21 protein-coding genes are annotated in these 17,772 nt (G+C 72.4%); 15 read left to right on the top strand and 6 right to left on the bottom strand.

Annotated features, from left to right (window positions below; translation table 11 throughout):
* Window positions 1-8: 8 nt before the first annotated feature.
* Together VC184_RS15575 and VC184_RS15580 are read right to left on the bottom strand one after the other, a co-directional pair.
* Complete coding sequence (locus tag VC184_RS15575) at window positions 9-890, bottom strand: metal ABC transporter permease (RefSeq protein ID WP_112615193.1); 882 nt, start codon at window positions 888-890, stop codon at window positions 9-11.
* Entirely contained in the window at window positions 887-1,741 is an 855-nt protein-coding gene (locus tag VC184_RS15580) for a metal ABC transporter ATP-binding protein (RefSeq protein WP_114588855.1), read from the bottom strand. The genes VC184_RS15575 and VC184_RS15580 overlap by 4 nt, the downstream gene beginning before the upstream one ends.
* A gap of 72 nt (window positions 1,742-1,813) precedes the next feature.
* On the opposite strand from VC184_RS15580, the gene VC184_RS15585 reads away from it, so the two are divergent.
* The gene (locus VC184_RS15585) at window positions 1,814-2,662 is read left to right on the top strand and encodes a flagellin N-terminal helical domain-containing protein (RefSeq protein ID WP_114588723.1); all 849 of its coding nucleotides are present in this window, start codon (window positions 1,814-1,816) and stop codon (window positions 2,660-2,662) included.
* A gap of 96 nt (window positions 2,663-2,758) precedes the next feature.
* Entirely contained in the window at window positions 2,759-3,835 is a 1,077-nt protein-coding gene (locus tag VC184_RS15590) for a sugar-transfer associated ATP-grasp domain-containing protein (protein ID WP_282501676.1), read from the top strand.
* A 17-nt stretch (window positions 3,836-3,852) separates the two neighbouring features.
* Here VC184_RS15590 and VC184_RS15595 read toward each other — a convergent pair whose 3' ends face one another.
* Genes VC184_RS15595 through flgN form a run of 4 tightly spaced genes read right to left on the bottom strand, consistent with a single transcriptional unit; the run spans window position 3,853 to window position 7,007 of the window.
* Window positions 3,853-4,221 carry a flagellar assembly protein FliW gene (locus VC184_RS15595; RefSeq protein ID WP_112615199.1) on the bottom strand — a complete coding sequence of 123 codons (369 nt, stop codon included), beginning with the start codon at window positions 4,219-4,221 and terminating at the stop codon, window positions 3,853-3,855.
* Window positions 4,218-5,099 carry a flagellin N-terminal helical domain-containing protein gene (locus VC184_RS15600; RefSeq protein ID WP_112615201.1) on the bottom strand — a complete coding sequence of 294 codons (882 nt, stop codon included), beginning with the start codon at window positions 5,097-5,099 and terminating at the stop codon, window positions 4,218-4,220. The genes VC184_RS15595 and VC184_RS15600 overlap by 4 nt, the downstream gene beginning before the upstream one ends.
* 13 nt (window positions 5,100-5,112) lie before the next feature.
* On the bottom strand, window positions 5,113-6,516 hold the full coding sequence (gene flgK, locus VC184_RS15605) for a flagellar hook-associated protein FlgK (RefSeq protein ID WP_323986826.1): 1,404 nt from the start codon (window positions 6,514-6,516) through the stop codon (window positions 5,113-5,115).
* A gap of 8 nt (window positions 6,517-6,524) precedes the next feature.
* Window positions 6,525-7,007, bottom strand: coding sequence for a flagellar export chaperone FlgN (flgN, locus tag VC184_RS15610; RefSeq protein ID WP_323986827.1), 483 nt, complete (start codon window positions 7,005-7,007; stop codon window positions 6,525-6,527).
* A gap of 240 nt (window positions 7,008-7,247) precedes the next feature.
* Between flgN and VC184_RS15615 the strand changes: the two genes are divergently transcribed.
* From VC184_RS15615 to VC184_RS15675, 13 genes are all read left to right on the top strand, one after another.
* Complete coding sequence (locus tag VC184_RS15615; protein WP_407667146.1) at window positions 7,248-8,048, top strand: sigma-70 family RNA polymerase sigma factor; 801 nt, start codon at window positions 7,248-7,250, stop codon at window positions 8,046-8,048.
* Window positions 8,049-8,141: 93 nt separating this feature from the next.
* Window positions 8,142-9,521 carry a flagellar filament capping protein FliD gene (gene fliD, locus VC184_RS15620; RefSeq protein WP_323986829.1) on the top strand — a complete coding sequence of 460 codons (1,380 nt, stop codon included), beginning with the start codon at window positions 8,142-8,144 and terminating at the stop codon, window positions 9,519-9,521.
* The gene (gene fliS / locus VC184_RS15625; protein ID WP_274179487.1) at window positions 9,518-9,895 is read left to right on the top strand and encodes a flagellar export chaperone FliS; all 378 of its coding nucleotides are present in this window, start codon (window positions 9,518-9,520) and stop codon (window positions 9,893-9,895) included. Before fliD ends, fliS begins: the two co-directional genes overlap by 4 nt.
* On the top strand, window positions 9,892-10,152 hold the full coding sequence (locus VC184_RS15630) for a hypothetical protein (RefSeq protein ID WP_323986830.1): 261 nt from the start codon (window positions 9,892-9,894) through the stop codon (window positions 10,150-10,152). The genes fliS and VC184_RS15630 overlap by 4 nt, the downstream gene beginning before the upstream one ends.
* 126 nt (window positions 10,153-10,278) lie before the next feature.
* Window positions 10,279-10,620 carry a flagellar basal body rod protein FlgB gene (locus VC184_RS15635; protein ID WP_023953676.1) on the top strand — a complete coding sequence of 114 codons (342 nt, stop codon included), beginning with the start codon at window positions 10,279-10,281 and terminating at the stop codon, window positions 10,618-10,620.
* The gene (locus tag VC184_RS15640; protein WP_323986831.1) at window positions 10,617-11,009 is read left to right on the top strand and encodes a flagellar basal body rod protein FlgC; all 393 of its coding nucleotides are present in this window, start codon (window positions 10,617-10,619) and stop codon (window positions 11,007-11,009) included. Before VC184_RS15635 ends, VC184_RS15640 begins: the two co-directional genes overlap by 4 nt.
* Window positions 11,009-11,314, top strand: a complete 306-nt coding sequence (gene fliE / locus VC184_RS15645; protein ID WP_269268323.1) for a flagellar hook-basal body complex protein FliE — start codon at window positions 11,009-11,011, stop codon at window positions 11,312-11,314. The genes VC184_RS15640 and fliE overlap by 1 nt, the downstream gene beginning before the upstream one ends.
* The gene (gene fliF / locus VC184_RS15650) at window positions 11,314-12,939 is read left to right on the top strand and encodes a flagellar basal-body MS-ring/collar protein FliF (RefSeq protein WP_323986833.1); all 1,626 of its coding nucleotides are present in this window, start codon (window positions 11,314-11,316) and stop codon (window positions 12,937-12,939) included. Before fliE ends, fliF begins: the two co-directional genes overlap by 1 nt.
* Window positions 12,936-13,937 carry a flagellar motor switch protein FliG gene (fliG, locus tag VC184_RS15655; protein WP_274179490.1) on the top strand — a complete coding sequence of 334 codons (1,002 nt, stop codon included), beginning with the start codon at window positions 12,936-12,938 and terminating at the stop codon, window positions 13,935-13,937. Before fliF ends, fliG begins: the two co-directional genes overlap by 4 nt.
* On the top strand, window positions 13,927-14,562 hold the full coding sequence (locus VC184_RS15660; RefSeq protein WP_274179491.1) for a FliH/SctL family protein: 636 nt from the start codon (window positions 13,927-13,929) through the stop codon (window positions 14,560-14,562). Before fliG ends, VC184_RS15660 begins: the two co-directional genes overlap by 11 nt.
* Window positions 14,559-15,878 (top strand): FliI/YscN family ATPase, encoded by a 1,320-nt coding sequence (locus VC184_RS15665; RefSeq protein WP_323986835.1) that lies wholly within the window; start codon window positions 14,559-14,561, stop codon window positions 15,876-15,878. Before VC184_RS15660 ends, VC184_RS15665 begins: the two co-directional genes overlap by 4 nt.
* On the top strand, window positions 15,875-16,333 hold the full coding sequence (locus tag VC184_RS15670; protein ID WP_269268327.1) for a hypothetical protein: 459 nt from the start codon (window positions 15,875-15,877) through the stop codon (window positions 16,331-16,333). The genes VC184_RS15665 and VC184_RS15670 overlap by 4 nt, the downstream gene beginning before the upstream one ends.
* Window positions 16,330-17,760 carry a flagellar hook-length control protein FliK gene (locus tag VC184_RS15675; RefSeq protein WP_323986837.1) on the top strand — a complete coding sequence of 477 codons (1,431 nt, stop codon included), beginning with the start codon at window positions 16,330-16,332 and terminating at the stop codon, window positions 17,758-17,760. Before VC184_RS15670 ends, VC184_RS15675 begins: the two co-directional genes overlap by 4 nt.
* Window positions 17,761-17,772 lie beyond the last annotated feature (12 nt).

The following is a 17,772-nucleotide window of genomic DNA, read 5'->3' on the forward strand; positions in this document are numbered from 1 at the left end:
CGGCGAGTCTACTCGGCGCGCCTCAGGGTCGGCTGGGTGCGCAGCACCCGCCCGCGGCGCGCGCCGACGATGCGGCACACCACGTAGATCGTGAACGAGATGGTCGTGATGTAGGGGCTGACCGGCAGCGTTCCCGCGACCGCCAGCAGGATGCCGCCGACGGCGGAGACGACGCCGAACAGGGCGGCGAGCAGCGGAACGGCGAGGGACCCCGTCGCGACCCGCACGGCCGCGGCGGCGGGCGTGACGAGCAGCGCCATCACGAGGAGCGCGCCGATGATGTGCACCGCGACGGCGACGATGAGGCCGAGCAGCAGCATGAACCCGAGCGAGACGGCGACCGTCGGAACACCGCGCGCCGCGGCCGACTGCGGGTCGAGCGAGTCGAAGCGCAGCGGACGCCAGATCAGCAGCAGGGCTATGAGCACGAACGCGCCGATGCCGATGAGCCACCCCAGCTGACCGGACTGCACCGACACGATCTGTCCGGTCAGCAGGCTGAACCGGTTGGCGCTGCGGCCGTCGTAGAGCGAGAGGAACAGGATGCCGAGCCCCAGACCGAACGGCATGAGCACGCCGATGATCGAGTTGCGATCGCGGGCGCGCGACCCGAGCCACCCGATGAGGGCGGCGGCGATCATCGACCCGACGATCGATCCCGTCACCACATCGACGCCGATGAGGAGCGCGGCGGCGGCTCCCGCGAAAGAGAGCTCGCTGATGCCGTGGACGGCGAAGGCCATGTCGCGCTGCAGCACGAAGACCCCGATGAGCCCGCCGACGAGCCCGAGGACGGCTCCGGCCCACACCGAGTTCTGCACGAGCGCGAGGATGTCGCCGTAGACGGGGAGGCCGCCGAACATCGCGTCCCAGACGTCGGCCCAGTTCATGCGTGGTCTCCGTGGTCGTGGTGGTGGTGCGACGCGTCGGCGTCGGGGGCCCCGACGACGACCAGCCGGTCGCCCGCCCGCAGCACGAAGACCGGCGCGCCGTACAGGTCGGTGAGCACGGGCGAGGTCAGCACCTCCTTCGGGGTGCCGAGCGTGAAGCGGCCGTTCGCGATGTAGAGGATCCGGTCGACCTTGCCGAGCACCGGGTTGATGTCGTGGGTCACGAGCAGCACCCCGGCGCCCGAGCGCCGATGCTGGTCGATGAGCCCGACGACGGCCTGCTGGTTCGCCAGGTCGAGGCTCGTCAGCGGCTCGTCGCACAGCAGGAGCTGCGGGTCGTCGGCGAGAGCCTGGCCGACGCGCAGGCGCTGCTGCTCGCCGCCCGACAGCACCCCCACGGGGCGATCGGCGAAGGACGCCGCTCCGACGCCGTCGAGCAGGCGATCGACGCGCTCGCGGTCGCGCTTCCGCGGGAGCGGCAGACCGAAGCGGTGACCGTCGACGCCGAGGGCGACGAGGTCGCGGGCGCGCAGCGCGGTGTCGCGCGGCAGGGGCCGCGCCTGCGGCAGGTAGCCGATCGATCGGTTGCCCTTGTGCTTGACGGGCCGGCCGAGCGCCGTGATCGACCCTTCGCTCAGACGCTCGAGACCGAGGATCGCGCGCAGCAGCGTCGTCTTGCCCGAACCGCTCGGACCGAGGACCGCGATGAGCTCGCCCGGCTCGACGGTGAGGTCGAGACCGCTCCACAGCTCGCGGCCCGAACGCCGCAGCGCGGCACCACGGATATCGAGCAGGCTCACCGGGTCAGCGTACCCGCCTAACCGATGACGATGAGCGGTCGATAGAGGCATCCAGGAGTCCACGGACGGACTCCGGGAGCCCAGGACGGGCTCCCGCTCATCCCAATCACGGAGGAATGAACCATGGGAATGCAGATCGCCACCAACGTGGGCGCGCTCAACGCCTACCGCAACCTGTCCAGCACGCAGAACGATGTGTCGAAGTCGCTCGAGAAGCTCTCGAGCGGTCTGCGCATCAACCGCGCCGCGGACGACGCCGCCGGCCTCGCGATCTCGGAGGGCCTGAAGTCTCAGGTCAACGGGCTCAACGTGGCCGCGCGCAACGCTCAGGACGGCATCTCGGTCATCCAGACCGCGGAAGGCGCCCTGACGGAGGTCCACTCGATCCTCCAGCGCGTGCGCGACCTGGCTGTTCAGGCCGGAAACGACTCGAACAACCCGGCTTCTCGCGACGCGATTCGCACCGAGATCAGCGCGCTGGGCGATGAGCTCACGCGTGTCGCCGAGAGCAACAACTTCAACGGCATCAAGCTGTTGAACGGCGACAACGCAAGCCTCACCTTCCAGGTGGGTGCTGGCTCGGTCCAAGCCGAAGACCAGATCGACGTCACCCTGCAGGACTTTTCAGGCCTCGGGGCGACGATCAAGAGCCTCGCCGACGAGACGGCGGCCACTGGCATCACGAGCGCTGCCACCGCACTTGCTGCCATCGACACGATCGACACGCAGATCAAGAGCGTGTCGAGCGCCCGGTCGGGCCTGGGTGCTGCGCAGAACCGCTTCGAGTCGGCCATCAACAGCCTGAACGTGTCGGCGGAGAACCTGTCGGCGGCCAACAGCCGCATCCGCGACACCGACATGGCGGCCGAGATGGTCAAGTACACCGCGGCGAACATCCTGTCGCAGGCGGGCACCGCCATGCTCGCGCAGGCGAACCAGGCCAACCAGGGCGTGCTCCAGCTGCTCCGGTAAGCCTCGCGACGGTGGGTCCTGCGCCGCCCGACGCAGGACCCATCGCCGTCGCGGGCGCACCGCGGGAACGCGCCTGAGAACCACACGAGGAACCCGATGACATCCCCCCGAACCCTGACGCCCGGTCTCCCCTTCCTGTGGGAGCGGGCTCGACGCGTCAACCCGAGCAGCCTCGTCGCCCGCGCGCGGCGGGCCGGACAGCGGCACGGCCGCAGCACGCTCGGCGTCGTCCTCGACATGCTCTGGCAGGCCGGGGCGCGGGGCGTCGGGTTCCAGGACTACATCGACTACGACTTCGCCATGCTCACCCGTGCTGAGCGCGCGACCTACATGACGAGCCCCGTCTCGCACCGCCTCGCAGTGCGGTTCGACGATCCGGCCTACCGGCACCTCTTCCACGACAAGATCGCCTTCAACGACACCTTCGCCCCGCACCTGCAGCGCGAGTGGCTGGTCGTGACTGCCGACAATGTCGACGACGTGCGCGCCTTCGCACTGCGGCACGGCACGATCGTCACGAAGGAGCCGATGGGACGCGCAGGCCTCGGCGTGCATCGCTACGTCGCCCACGACGTCACCGACTGGACGCTGTTCCACCGCGGACTGCTGGAGCGGGGCGAGACACTCGTCGAAGAGGTCATCCGCCAGCACGACGAGCTCGCGGCCCTCTGCCCCGGCACCGTCAACACGACGCGCGTGACGACCTACTTCGACGGCGAGCGGACGCACGTGCTCGCCATGGCCCAGAAGTTCGGCCGCGGCGCGGTGAGCGACCAGAACGCCTTCGGCGGCTTCTACGCAATGCTCGACGAGACCGGCCGCGCCACGGGAGACGGCTACGACTCGAACGACCGCGTGTACCCGACACATCCCGACAGCGGCATCCGCATCGCCGATTTCCGCCTGCCGATGTTCGACGAGGTGCTCGATTTCGTCGACCGACTCGCGCGCGTCGTGCCCCAGGTGCGCTACGTCGGCTGGGACATCGCGGTCTCCCCGACCGGCCCCGTGCTCGTCGAGGGCAACTGGGCGGCGGGCGTCTACGAGAACAAGCCGAGCGCGACCGGGATCCGCACGGGACACAAGCCGCGCTATCTCGCGGCGATCGATGCGGATGCCGCCGGGTCGGCGTCATCGCTTCCGCGGACGGCCGCGGCGCGCGCCGCGGCCTGAGACGGGCCGGGCCGGGGTCAGGCCAGCAGGGCCCGAACGGGCAGGTCCTGCCCCTCGAGGATGACCTGCGCCGCGACGCCGGTGCGCCGGTTGATCACGACGGGGGCGAGGAGATTCACGCCGATGCCCTCGTCCGTCATCCGCGCCACCACGAGCACCCGGGCATCCGCCGGCTCGGACAGTCCCAGGTCGGCGACGTTCGCGTCGGAGAGCGTCGGCGCGTAGTCGTCGATGACGGCCCCCGGATCGACGGCGAACAGCCGCACCCCCGGGTCGTCGGCGGCCGTCAGCGCGTAGAGGCCTCCAGCGCTGTCGACCTCGTCGAGGGAGAACGACGTGTGCGGCGACAGCCCGGGGGGCGGTGTCACGAACTGGAGCGCGGTCATCGGAGGAAGTCCATCAGCGTCGGCTGCATCACCCGCGCGGTGACGGCGAGTGCGGACTGGTAGACGAGCTCCTGCGACTTCAGGGCGACGAGCACCTCGACGGTGTCTATGTCCTCGACCGCCGCGCGCTGCGCCTCGAGGGACACCGTCGCGTCGGCCGCCGCGTCTTTGGCTCGCATGATCTGATTCTGCCTCGCCCCCACCGTGCCCTGCACCCCCAGCATCGCGTTCATGCGGTCGTCGATCTGGTCGATGCGGCCGCGCATGTCGGCTCCGCCGCGCAGATCGGCGACGATCGATCCGATCAGGGCGAAGACCGAGTCCTCGCCCGAGCCGAACACCTCCGCGCCGCTCGCGTCGACGCGCACCGTCTCGCCGTCGGCGACGCGTCGGCGCACCTCGCTGCCCGGCACGCCCGCGAACGTGAAGTCGGCTGCGAAGGCGCTGCCCTCGGTGGTGCCGGCGAAGACGGAGCGTCCGAGCAGCGTCGTGTTCGCCTGGGCGAAGAGCTCATCGGCGATGGTCTCGAGCTCGAGCGCGATCGCCTCGCGCGCGTTGGCGTCGAGTGCCCCCGAGTTCGCGCCGCGCAGGGTGAGGTCGCGCGCACGCCCGAGCAGTGACGTCGAGGCCGAGATGGCGTTGTCGACGGTCGTCACCCAGGTGAGGCCGTCGCCGATGTTGCGCGCGTACTGGGCGTTCCGGTGCTGGGCCGCGTGGAGGTCGAGAGCGGCCGACGCGGCGGCGGGGTCGTCGGACGGGGCGGCGAACGCCCGCTGCGAGGTCGCCTGGTTCTGGAGGCGGGACAGGTCGTTCAGGCCCGACTGCAGGTTCCGCAGGGCGGACTGCGCGAGCGTCTGCGATGTGACTCGGCTGATCATGGCGCTCCGGATGTCAGCGGCCGACGAGGCCGGTGCGGTTGATGAGGATGTCGAGGGCTTCGTCGACGGCGGTGAGTACACGAGCGGCCGCCTGGTACGCGGTCTGATACGTCAGCAGGCTCATGGTCTCCTCGTCGTTGTCGACGCCGGCGACCGACTGCTGCGCGGCCGCCGCGGCGACCGCCGTCGTCTCGGCGCGCGCGGCCCGTCCCGACTCGGCGGCGGTGGCGACGGCCAGGCGCGACACGACATCGCTCCACAGCGCGTCGGGTCCGTCGGACCGTTTCCCGATGCCCGAGAGGGCGTCGGCGTTCCCGCCGTCGAGAGCGCCGGCACCGGGAGCGGCGATCGCCAGGTCGTCGCGGCCGCGGGGCACGACGCTGAGCGCGAGCGCAGCGGGCGTGTTCGCGGCGACGGCGAAGAAGTCGCCGCCCGGCGCGCCCGACGCGGTCGACCCGAGCCGATGCTGAGCGTTGACGGTGGCGGCGAGGGATGCCGCGAGATCGTTGTACGACGATGCCAGCCCGGCCAGCACTCCCCCCGAGTCGGCGGGCGCGAGCACCGACAGGGCGCCTGCCAGCTCGCCGCTCGAGACCCCGACGGGCGGCGCACCGGGCTCCCGCCAGGAGAGCACGACCGGCTCGTCCGCGCCGATGGAGCGGGGGCCGGTGACCTCGAGCTCACGGGCTCGCGTGCCCGAGACGAGGGCGTTCCCGTCGACCCTCAGGGTGAGGGTGCCGTCGGACTCCACCGTGCCGACAGCGCCGGAGAGCCGCGAGACCGTTTGCGCGAGCAGGTTCCGCCGGTCGATGAGCTCATTCGCGGAGCCGCCCGCGACGCCGACCTCGCGGATCCCGGCGTTGAGCTCGGCGATCTCGGCCGCGGCGCCGTTGATCTGATCGACCGTCAGCTCGGCGGCGTCGCGCGCCGACGACCACTGCTCGGCGACGGAGCGGTATCCGTCCGCGATCCGTGCGACGAGGGTCTCACCCCGGGTCACGACGGCGGCGGCCGCCGCCGTGGAGTCGGGAGCGTTCGACAAGTCCTGCCATGCGGTCCACAGCTGCGAGAGCTGGTCGGCGAGGCCGTTCTTGCCCGGCTCGGCGAGCGAGGCCTCGGCGCGCACCGCGGCCTGAGCACGGGCGGACCAGTAGCCGGATGCCGCGAGAGTGTCGCGGACCCGCGCATCGAGCACCGCATCCCCCAGCCGCGCGATCCCGTCGACGGAGACGCCCTGACCGGCGACCGGTCCGAAGCGCGTCGCACCCGCGGGCGGCGCGACCGCCGACGTCTCCAGCCGCTGCCGCGTGTATCCGGGCGTCAGCTGGTTGGCGACGTTCTGCCCCGCGAGGTCCATGCCGCGCCGCGCCGCGGCCAGCGCGCTCGCCGCGGTCCCCAACCCGCTGAATGTCGACATCTGCGTCCTCACATCTCCCGGTCGACGATGCGCGCGGTGTCCTCGCGGACTCGCCCACCGCCGGTGGTGTACTCGCCCGTCCCGGACTCGAGTCCGGCGAGCGTCTCATCCACTGCGCGGCTGGCTGCGCGCAGGTGCGTCTCGTTGGCCTCTTTCAGCTGTGCGACCTCGGCCATGCGTTCGGTGAGTGCGGCGCGGTGCTCGGCGAAGACGTCCCGCCACGTGCCGGTCGGGGCCGAATCGAGCAGCTCCGACAGCGTGGCGGCCTCGGGCACGCCCCACTCGCGCGCGACCGCCGCGACCTCGACGTCACGGCCGAGGCCCGACTCGCGCAATTCCTCCAGGACGCGCTCGATCTCGCGTGACGCGAGATGGATCCAGCGCGTGTTCCCGGCCTCGAGCAGCAGGCGCTGCTCCTCGAGTTTGAAGATCAGCATCTCGAGCAGCTCGCGCTCGCGCCACAGCTGCATCGACAGTTCGTTAGCTCCCAAGGTGTCCCCCTTACCTAAGCAGCCCCCCATGGACCGCATCGAACGACTCGCTCTTCTGACGAACCGTTCTGAAGCGATCATCCTCGTCTATCGGCAGATGAGTCGATCCCGTTACATCTGCTCAGGATTCCGTATGAGATGTTTCTCATTTTGCTTATGATGGCCTCAGCCGGCGTGACGGCTTCCGCGAATTCGGGCCGCGGAAGCGGGTGCACGCCACGAAAGAGGCCCCCCTTGCACATCCTCGGTCACGCGGAACGCAATCGACTCATCGAAGAGAACCTGCCCCTCGTGGGCTATCTGGCGCGGGATCTGCACTCGCGGGCCACGCACGTGCCGCTGGAGGAGCTGGCGTCGGTCGGCGCCCTCGCCCTCGTGACGGCCGCCGACGCGTTCGACGCCGCCCTCGGTGTCCCCTTCGGCGCGTACGCACGGCGCCGCATCCTCGGAGCGTTCGCCGATGAGATGCGATCGATGGACTGGGCCTCCCGCGGCACCCGCAAGCGCATCAAGGAGACCACGGCCGTCCGCGACACCCTGACCGCTCGCCTCGGCCGTGTCGCCGGCGTCGACGAGATCGCGGCCACGATGGGCCTGCCGCGTGCCGCGGTCGTCGAAGCCCTCGACGACGCGGCGCGCACGGTCACGAGCATCGACGACGCGACGGCGCTCGAGGTGCCGAGCCCGATGGTCCTGCCCGACGAGGCCGCCGTGCTCCGCGAACGGCGCGACGTGCTCGAGCGCGCCGTGGCGGCTCTCCCCGAGCGCATGAGGACCATCGTTCAGGCTGTCTACATCGACGAGCGCCCCGTCAAGGAGATCGCGGCCGAGCTGGGCGTCTCGCACTCCGCCGTCTCGCAGCAGCGTGCCGAAGCCATCCGGCTGCTCCGCGACGCCCTGGAGCGGTTCGCGGCCGAGGAGCAGGCCGAACCCATCTCACGGGTCTCGGTCGAGACGCGCGAGGCGTACTTCGCCCGCATCACCGCGATGGTGCCCCGCAGCGGCCGCGGCGTGGCGCCGGCGGCATCCGTCGCGCTCTGACGCGTCGCGCCGGCTAACGATCCCGCCCGCACGGTCGATAGAGCCAACGGACGGCGCGCACGCGGCCGCACCGACGAACGACAGGACGGGCACATGGCGATCTCGATCGACGGCCTCGCCTCGAAACTCGACACCAAGGCGATCATCGACGCGCTCATGAACGTCGAGCGCCTGCCGCGGACGATCCTCAGCGCCAAGTCCGACGACCGCAAAGCCGTCATCGCCCAGCTGCAGTCACTCAATGCGTCGCTGCAGTCCCTGGCGACGAAGGCGAAGGATGCCGCCGGCCCGACGGCGCTCCTGCAGCGGACGGCGACCAGCTCCGACGACAGCCTCACGGTGACGGCATCCGCGGGGGCCCCCGTCCTGCGCGCCGACGTCGTCGTCGACCGCGTCGCCACCGCCCACAGCGTCGTCACGGGGGCCTTCGGCTCGGCAACGGACGATCCGCTCGTCTTCACGGTGCTCGGCGCCGACGGCAAGCCCGTCGAGGTCCGCCCGACGTCGGGCGCCGCAGCCGACATCGCCCACGCGCTGAGCGCGACCGGCACCGGCATCACCGCGTCGGCGGTGTCGGCGGGCGTCGATGCTGACGGCCAGGCCCTGTGGCGCCTGCAGATCACCGCGACCGAGACGGGCGCCGAGAACACGTTCCAGGTGTTCCGCGGCGACGCGGCAGCGGTCGCGGCAGGCACGGCGAGCGACCTCGCCACGGAACCCGGATCGGCGATCGTGACGGTGGGCGCGGATGCGCAGGTGCGTCTGTGGGCGGGAACCGCCGCCGAGCAGACCGTGACCTCGGCGAGCAACACCTTCAGGTCCCTGTTCGCCGGCGTCGACGTGACGGTGACCCGGGCCGCGGCCACGCCGGTCTCGGTCACCGTGGCCGCGGACGCCGATGGCAGCGCGGCCGCCGCGAAGGCGTTCGTCACCCAGATCGGCACGCTGCTGGCTGGCATCGCCCGCGGGTCCACCGCCACGGCCGCCACGACCCCGGGCCAGCAGACGACCCTCGGCGTGTTCACGGGTGACAGCACCGTGCGCGCGCTCCACCAGGCGCTCACCGGCGCCGTGCAGCTGCCGCTCGACGGGGTCGCCCCCTCGACGATGGGCCTGAGCGTCGACCGGTGGGGCGCGCTGACCTTCGACCAGGAGGCGTTCACGAAAGCCCTCGCCGACGATCCTGCCGGCGTGCAGCAGGTCTTCGCGGGGGTCGCGGCGCGGGTTCAGGATGTCGCCGAGCGCTACTCCGACAAGTACGAGGGCCTGCTCACGGCCCGCATCACGGGGCAGGAGTCCGAGGTGAAGATGCTCGGCGAGCAGCTGTCGCGCTGGGACCTGCGGCTCGAGCAGCGCCGCGAGACCCTCGAACGCACGTACGCCGCAATGGAGACGATGCTCTCGCGGCTGCAGACCCAGTCGTCGTACCTCGAGTCGCAGCTGTCGGCCCTGTCGGGAACGGCGAAGAAGTGAACGCCGCGCTCCGCGCGCAGCAGCGCTACCGCGAAGAGACGATCCTCTCGGCGAGCCCGTCGCGCCTCGTCACGCTCCTGTTCGACCGGCTGCTCCTCGACGTCGAACGCGGAGAGGCGGCGCAGCGGTCGGGAGACTGGCAGACGGCCAACGATCAGCTGCAGCACGCGCAGCGGATCCTCGTCGAGCTGACCGGCTCGCTCGACGACAGCTGGAGCGGATCGGCGGCGCTCCGGGCCGTCTACGACTACATCACCCGCACGCTCATCGGGGCCAACATCGGCCGCGATCCCGAGCGCACCCGCGAATGCCGCGATCTCATCGCTCCCCTGCGCGAGGCGTGGCACGGCGCGGCGGAAGCGGCGCCCGCGTGACCTGGTCCGACCTGCTCGACGGGCTCGAGGCGGAGCTCGCTGCAGACACCTCCCCGGCTCAGCCGTGGCACGCGCCCGCGAATCTCGGCCCGATCCCGGCGCACCTCGAAGAGCGGGCCCGGGCGATCCTGCGCGCGCAGGCCGATCGCGCGCGGGCGTTGCGCGCCGAACGGGACGCCCTGCGCCGACACCTCGACGCTCTCGATCGCATCCCGCAGTCACAGCCGGACGCCGTCTACCTCGACGTCGACGGCTGACCGGGCGCGCGGATCGCCGGATGCCCGTCTAACGGCGTCGCTGCGGCGGCCGATAGGGGATGCTGAGCACGGATCGCTCATCCATCGGCCAGGGATCGGCCACATCGTTCGACGGAAGACGCCTTCGTGCTCGAATCTGTGACCACCACCGCGCTCACGAGCGCCCTCTCGGGCCTCGCCGAGCGCCAGCGCGCCATCGCGGACAACATCGCGAACGTCAACACCTCCGGCTACCGGGCCAAGGTCGTCAGCTTCGAGAGCGCTCTGGCTCGCTCGGTCGAGCGCGGCGACGGCGCCGTGACGGCGACCGTCCGCGAGTCGACCGCCCCCACCCGGCTCAACGGCAACAACGTCAACCTCGACACCGAGACGCTCGCCAACATCGAGGCGGTGCTGCGGTACCAGTTCGCGGCGCAGGCCGTGGGCGGCACCTTCAGCTCGCTCCAGACCGCGATGAGGACCTCATGACCTTCGACGCCATCGGCATCGCCGGGTCGGGCCTGACGGCCCACCGCACCTGGCTCGACGCGCTCAGCGACAACATCGCCAACATCAACACCGCCGTCGCGCCCGGCGACGACGCGTTCCGCCAGCGCTACATCGCGGTCGAGTCGGCCGGCGATCCCGGCGGCGTGCGCGTCGCGGGCGCCGTCTGGGGCGGCACGGAGGGCCGGCTCGTGCACGAGCCCAACAACCCGCTCGCCGACGCCGACGGCTACGTGCGCTACCCCGACATCGATCTCGGCGAGCAGATGAGCCAGCTGATCCTCGCGCAGCGCGGCTATCAGGCCAACGCGGCGGTCGTCGACCGTGCGAAGACCACCTACGAAGCCGCCCTCCAGATCGGACGCCGCTGATGCCGCCGCTGTCGGGCATCGACGCCCTGGGCGCGGCCGCATCCGCCCTCACGTCGAGCACCCGCCCGCCCCAGCAGACCGACGGCGCCGACTTCGGCGCGAGCATCACCGGCGCCGTCGACGAGCTCCGCGCGATGCAGTCGACGTCGAACGAGCTGGCCGTCGCGGCCGTCACCGGTGACCTCGACGACATCCACTCCGCGATGATCGCGTCGTCGCGCGCGTCGGTGACCCTCGAGCTCGTCGCCGCCGTACGCAACAAGGGCATCGAGGCGTTCAACGACATCATGCGGATGCAGGCCTGATGCCCGCCGCCGTCACGTCGCTCTGGACGCGCCTGCGCACGACCATCGCCGGGTTCACCCTGGCTCAGCGCACGATCGCGATCATCGGCATCGCGGTGCTCGCGATGGGCGTGTTCGCCCTGGCGAGCTGGATGTCGCGTCCGACCCTCACCCCGCTGTTCTCGGGTCTGTCGGCCTCGGACGCCAGCGCCGTGGTCGAGCAGCTGCGCTCGGGCTCGATCCCCTACGAGCTGACCGACGGCGGCTCGACCGTGCTCGTGCCCGAGACCGCGGTGTACGAGCAGCGCCTCGCCGCGGCCGCGGCCGGACTTCCCAGCGCCGAGTCGTCGGGGTACTCGCTCTTCGACAAGATGGGCGTGACCAGCTCGGAGTTCCAGCAGTCGGTCACCTACAAGCGCGCGATCGAGGGCGAGCTCGCCCGCACGATCGGCGCCCTCGAGAACGTGACGACGGCCTCGGTGCAGCTCGCGCTGCCCGAGGAGAGCGTGTTCGTCTCGCAGAAGGTCGAGCCCACGGCATCCGTCTTCATCGAGACCTCCCGCGGAGTCGCGCTGCCGCCCGAGCAGGTCGAGGCGATCGTGCACCTCACCTCGGCGGCCGTCAGCGGGATGAAGCCCGAGAACGTCGCGGTCGTGGATGCCGCAGGCCGCACCCTGTCGGCGATCGGCGGCGATGGCACGCGCAACGCCGACCAGCAGGCGGGGGCGTACGAGACCCGCATGACGGCGAGCGTCCAGCAGATGCTCGACACCGTGCTCGGCGCCGGCAACGCGACCGTGTCGGTCGCCGCCGAGATGCAGCAGGCCGCGACCGAGCGCGTCGACGAGACCTACACGCCGGTCGAAGGTGCCCTGCCGGCCACCGAGGAGTCGAGCACCGAGACCTACACGGGCACCGGCGGACAGACCGGCGTGCTGGGCACCGAGCTTCCGACCGGCGTCGGCGGTGCGGGCACCTACGAGTCGACCCAGACGAACCGCTCGAACGTCGTGAACAAGACCGTCGAGAGCACCTCGACGCCGGCGGGGGCCGTCGCGCGGCAGACCGTCGCCGTCGCGGTCAACGCCGACGGCACCGATGTCGTCGACGTCGCGCAGCTCGAAGCCCTCGTCACCTCGGCCGCCGGCATCGACCGGGCCCGCGGCGACCAGGTGACCGTCGAGCTCGTCGCCTTCAGCGATCAGGGCGCCGCGGCCGCCCAGGCGGCGCTCGACGCCGCGCGCGAGGCGGAGGAGGCCGAGCGCGCCGCCGAGACGCTCCGCACCGCGATCATCGCCGTCGTGGTCGTGCTCGGCCTCATCGGAGCGACGATCGCGGGCGTCGTGATCGTCCGCCGCCGACGCGCCGCGGCGGAGGAAGAGCCGGTCATGACGCTGACCCCCGTCGACGAGCCGCTCGACCGGTTCGACGCGCTCACCCGGGGCCTCGCGACGCCGCTCCTCGACGAGGCTCCGACCGTCCCCCTGCCCGCGATGGCGATCGACCCCGAGCCGGAGCCCGACCCGGAGCCCGTGCAGGTCGCCCTCGACCGCCGCCGCGCCGAGATCGGCGACTTCGCCCGCCGCGATCCCGCCCGCACCGCGGACCTGCTGCGCCGGCTCGTCCGGGACTCGACCGACGCATGAGCGAGCTGACCGGAACCCAGACGGCTGCCGTCGTCATCATGAACCTCGACCGGGCGCAGGCCGTCGAAGTCCTCAAGCACCTCTCCGACGACGAGGCCGAGGCGATCGCGGCGGAGATCATCCGGCTGCGCGACCTCGACCTCGAGACCACGCGCGATGCCCTGACCGACTTCCAGCGGGTCGTGCGGGGACACCTGCCGCCCGTCCGCGGCGGGCGAGACCTCGCGACGGGACTGCTGGAGGCTTCGCTCGGCCCCGAGCGCGCCGCCGGTGTGCTGACGAAGGTGTCGTCGTCGATGACGAGCTCGTCGTTCGAGTTCCTCACCGCCGTCGAGCCGGCCCAGGTGGCGAGCATCCTCGACGGCGAGCTGCCCCAGACCGTCGCGCTCGTCATCGCGCACCTGCCGGTGGAGCGCGCCGCGGCCGTCCTGGCCGAGATCGCCGACCCCGCCCGCACCGATGTCGCGCAGGCGATCGCGACGATGGGAACCGCGACACAGGATGCCGTCGCCGTCGTCGCCACCGCGCTGCGCGCTCGCTCGGGGGCGCTGACCACTCGCGACGCCCGCGAGACCCTCGGCGGCGTGCAGCCCCTCGTCGACATCATCAACCGGTCGGATGCGACCGTCGAGAAGGCCCTGCTCGCGAGCATCGAGGCGCGCGACAGCGCCCTGGCCGAAGATATCCGCTCGCGCATGTTCACCTTCGCCGACATCGTCGTGCTCGACGATCGCGACGCCCAGCGCGTGCTGCGCGGCATCGACGTCCGTGTGCTCGCTCTGGCGCTGAAGGGCTCGTCGGGCCCGGTGGCCGACGTGATCCTCCGCAATATGACCGAGCGCAACCGCGAGGCGCTGCAGGAGGAGTCGCGTCTGCTCGGCACCGTGCGCGTCTCGCAGGTCGAGGAGGCGCGCGCGGCGATCGTCCGGACGATCCGCGAGCTCGAGGCCGCCGGCGACATCCGAGTGCAACGGGTCGAGGAGGAGTATGTCGTCTGACGCCTTCACCCGCCTCGAGATCCCCCGACTGTCGGGCCCGGCTCTCACCGAGGAACGCGATCGGGCCCGCGCCCGCGGTCACGCCGCCGGGTACGCCGAGGGGATGCGGCAGGCCGCGGCCCACGCCGAACGCGAGGCAGCGGAACGTGCCGAACAGGAGCAGGCGGCGGACGCAGCCGCCCGGGCGCGCGTGGCTGCCGCCATCGCGGCGCTCGAGCGCGCGTCCGCCCGGTTCGACGCGCGCGCGACCGAACTGACGGCGCCCGTCGTCGCCGAGCTTCACGCGATGGCGATCGAGCTGGCGCAGGCTATCGTCGAGCGCGAGCTGTCCGACCCCGTGCGCGCGGCGCTCACGACCGCGGCACGCGTGGGGAACGCCGTTTCGGATCTCGAGGCTGCGGAGGCGCCCGTGGTCCGGCTCTCCCCCGCGGACGCGGCGATCCTCACCGGCGCCGCGAATGCCGCCGAGAGCGGGACCGCCACGCTGCCGCGATCGGTCGAGGTCGAGGTCGACCCGGGACTCGCGCCCGGCGACGCGACGATCCGTCTCGCCGATGGCGCGATCGACCTGCGGATCGCCGCCGCGTTCGCGCGGGCCCGCCGGGCTCTCGAGGAGAGCGCGTGAGCGGGGGCTGGCCGGCGGTCATCGAGGCGGCGCGTCCGCTGCCGACCGGCACGGTCTCGCGCATCGTCGGGCTCGGTGTCGACATCCGCGGCGTGCACGGGGCCGTCGGCGACCTGGTCGAACTCGGCGGGACGGCCGATCGCGGGGCCGCCGGCATGCCCGCGGAAGTCGTCGCCGCGGACCGCGGCATCCTGCGCTGCATGCCGCTCGGCGTCACCGACGGACTGCGCGTCGGCGACACGGCCCGCGCTCTTTCCGGCCGCGCCCGCGTGCCGGTCGGCGCCGCCGTGCTCGGGCGCGTGCTCGACGGGCTCGGCCGACCCATCGACGGTCGCGGCCCTCTCGTCGCGCCTCGCGTCGACCTCGACCATGCGCCTCCCTCGGCGATGGGACGCGAGCGCATCACCGAGCCGCTCGTCACGGGCGTGCGCGCGATCGACACCCTCACGCCGCTCGGCCGCGGCCAGCGCGTGGGGCTGTTCGCCGGATCTGGCGTCGGCAAGTCCTCCCTGCTGTCGATGATCGCGCGGGGGTCGTCGGCCTCGGCCAACGTCATCGCGCTCGTCGGCGAGCGCGGCCGCGAGGTGCGCGAGTTCCTCGAGGACGATCTCGGGCCGGAGGGGCTCGCACGCTCGGTCGTCGTCGTCTCGACTTCCGATCAGCCCGCCATGGCGCGCCTGCGGGCGGCCTCGACCGCGACGCGCATCGCCGAGTCGTTCCGCGACGACGGTCAGCACGTCGTGCTCATGATGGACTCGCTGACCCGCGTTGCCATGGCGCAGCGCGAGATCGGACTGGCCGCCGGCGAACCGCCCGCGACCCGCGGCTACCCGCCCTCGACCTTCCCCGTGCTCGCGCGGCTGCTCGAGCGCGCCGGCACCGACCGGCACGGCTCGATCACGGGGATCTACACGGTGCTCGTCGAGGGAGACGACCACAACGAGCCCGTCGCCGACACCGTGCGCTCGATCCTCGACGGACACCTCGTACTCGACCGGACGCTCGCCGTCACCGGGCACCACCCCGCGATCGACGTACTCGGATCGGTGTCCCGGCTCGCGGGCAAGGTCGCGACCGGTGATCAGCGACGCCTCGCGACGACGCTGCGCTCGGTGCTCGCGGCACGCCAGGAGGCGCAGGACCTCATCGGCGTCGGCGCCTACCAGGCGGGAGCGAACCCGCGGGTCGACGCCGCGGTCGCCTCGGCACGGGCGATCGACGCCTTCCTCCGGCAAGACCTCGACGACCGCTCCCCCGCAGCCGAGTCGTGGCGCCGCCTCGGGGAGCTCGTCGCATCGTTCGGGGACGTCTCATGAAGCGGGGCTTCCCCCTGGCCGGGCTGCTGCGCATCCGCGGCATCCAGCAGCGTGCCGCGGCAGCGCACCTCTCGCGCGCCGCGATGGAGGAGCAGCGCACCGAGGCGCGCGATCGGCAGCTGCGCGCGGCCCTGACGACGTCGGCCGAGACGCCCGGCGACATCCGCACGCTCGCGGCCCTCGCCGCCAGCCGTGTGGCCGCGCGCAGCCTGCTGACCGACCTCGACACGCTCCGGCGAGCGCAGCGCGCGGAAGTCGACGCGGCTCGCGCGGGCCTCGACGACGCCCGCCGGGCCGAGCGAGGCATCGAGCGGCTGGCCGATGCCTTCCACGAACGGGAACGCGCGAGACGGGATGCCGCCGAGCAGGCCGTTCTCGACGAGATCGCGCTGCGCTCGGCGAGCGGGACGTCGGGCGCACCGGACGCGCCGGACCGGACAGAGGGGGCGTCATGAGTCTGTGGGGTCTCGCACTCGGAACGACGAGCGCTGCGGTGCGTCCGCGGGGCGGCGGAGCCTCGAACGACGGGGGCGACGGCGCGACGGCATCGGATGCCTTCGCGCTCGTGCTCGCCGGGCAGGCCGCGGTCGTGGTGCCCGTGGGCGGAGTGGACGCTGCCGGGGCCGGCGTCGGAGCGGGCGGCGGGGCATTCGGCATCGACCCGTACACGGGCGCACAGCAGGGTTCGGGCTCCGGCTCGTCCGACGCGGCGGAGGCTGCAGCACTCGATGACGACGCGGACGCGGCAACGGGCGATGCGGCAGCGCTGCTCGCCGTCATCAGTACGGGCACAGGCGGCCGGCCCACGAGCGGAATGTCGGGCACCGGGGTCTCGGATGATGCGGGTCCGGCTGCGGGGATGACGAGCAGAGAACTCGGTACCGAGACGCTGACGTCGACCGCGACTGTGCCGGTCGCCGCCGATCGCGCGACACCGCTGGCCGGAGGAGCGCTGGCAGGAGGAGCGCTGGTAGGAACGAGGGGCGCGCCGGCGGCAGGGGCGCCGACAGCGCCGGAGACGGCAGCGACGGCGGAGACGGCAACCGCGACGGCGACGGTGACGGCTGCCGCGACTGCGACGGCGACGGCGACGGCACCCGAGAGAACACCAGCACGAGAGACGACGTCCGCCGGGGCGACACCCGCAGCGATGAGCGCGTCACCGCCGGACGCAGCGAGCACGATCCCCGCCGTGGCCGCGCCGACCGCGCGGACCGCACCGGAGCCCGTGCCGGGATCCGCGGACGTGTCCGCAACGGCATCCGTGACGCCGTCGCCCGGTTCGCAGCCCGCGTCCGTTCAGCCCGGCCCGGCTCAGTCCGCGCCTGCGCCCACACCCACGCAAGGCGCTCATGCGCAATCCGCGCCGGCCCTCGCGCCTCAGCTGCGCGGCCCCGTCCTCTCGCTCGTCGCCGCCGAGCCCGGCCGCCACACCATGGTGCTGCGGGTCTCGCCCGAGAGCCTCGGACCGATCACCGTCACGGCGCACATCTCCGGGTCCTCCATCACCGTCGAGCTGAGCTCGGGCACGGCGGCGGCGCACGACGCGATCCGGGCGGTCCTCGGCGACCTGCGCCGCGAGCTCGCCGCGCTCGCGCCCTTCTCCTCCGTGAGCCTGACCCCGGGCGACGATCCGTCACGGGCGTCGTCGTCGCTCCCGGCCCTGGCACAGCATGCGGCGGCGGGCGGAGCAGGCGGGTCGGGCGGCCACCCATCGGACGGCGGCGCATCCGGCCGGACGCCGCAGCAGACCGCCGACGATCCGGGCCGCGGCGGGCGCCCCGGTCACGGGCCCGCGTGGCCTGCCGCTCCCGCGGACCGCACGGACGACCCAGCCCATCCCGCGCCTCTCGAGGCCGGTCGCATCGACCTCTACGCCTGAATCGGAGAACCA

It is taken from the genome of Microbacterium plantarum (assembly GCF_035231185.1).
In the GTDB taxonomy this organism is placed as follows: Bacteria; Actinomycetota; Actinomycetes; order Actinomycetales; family Microbacteriaceae; genus Microbacterium; species Microbacterium plantarum.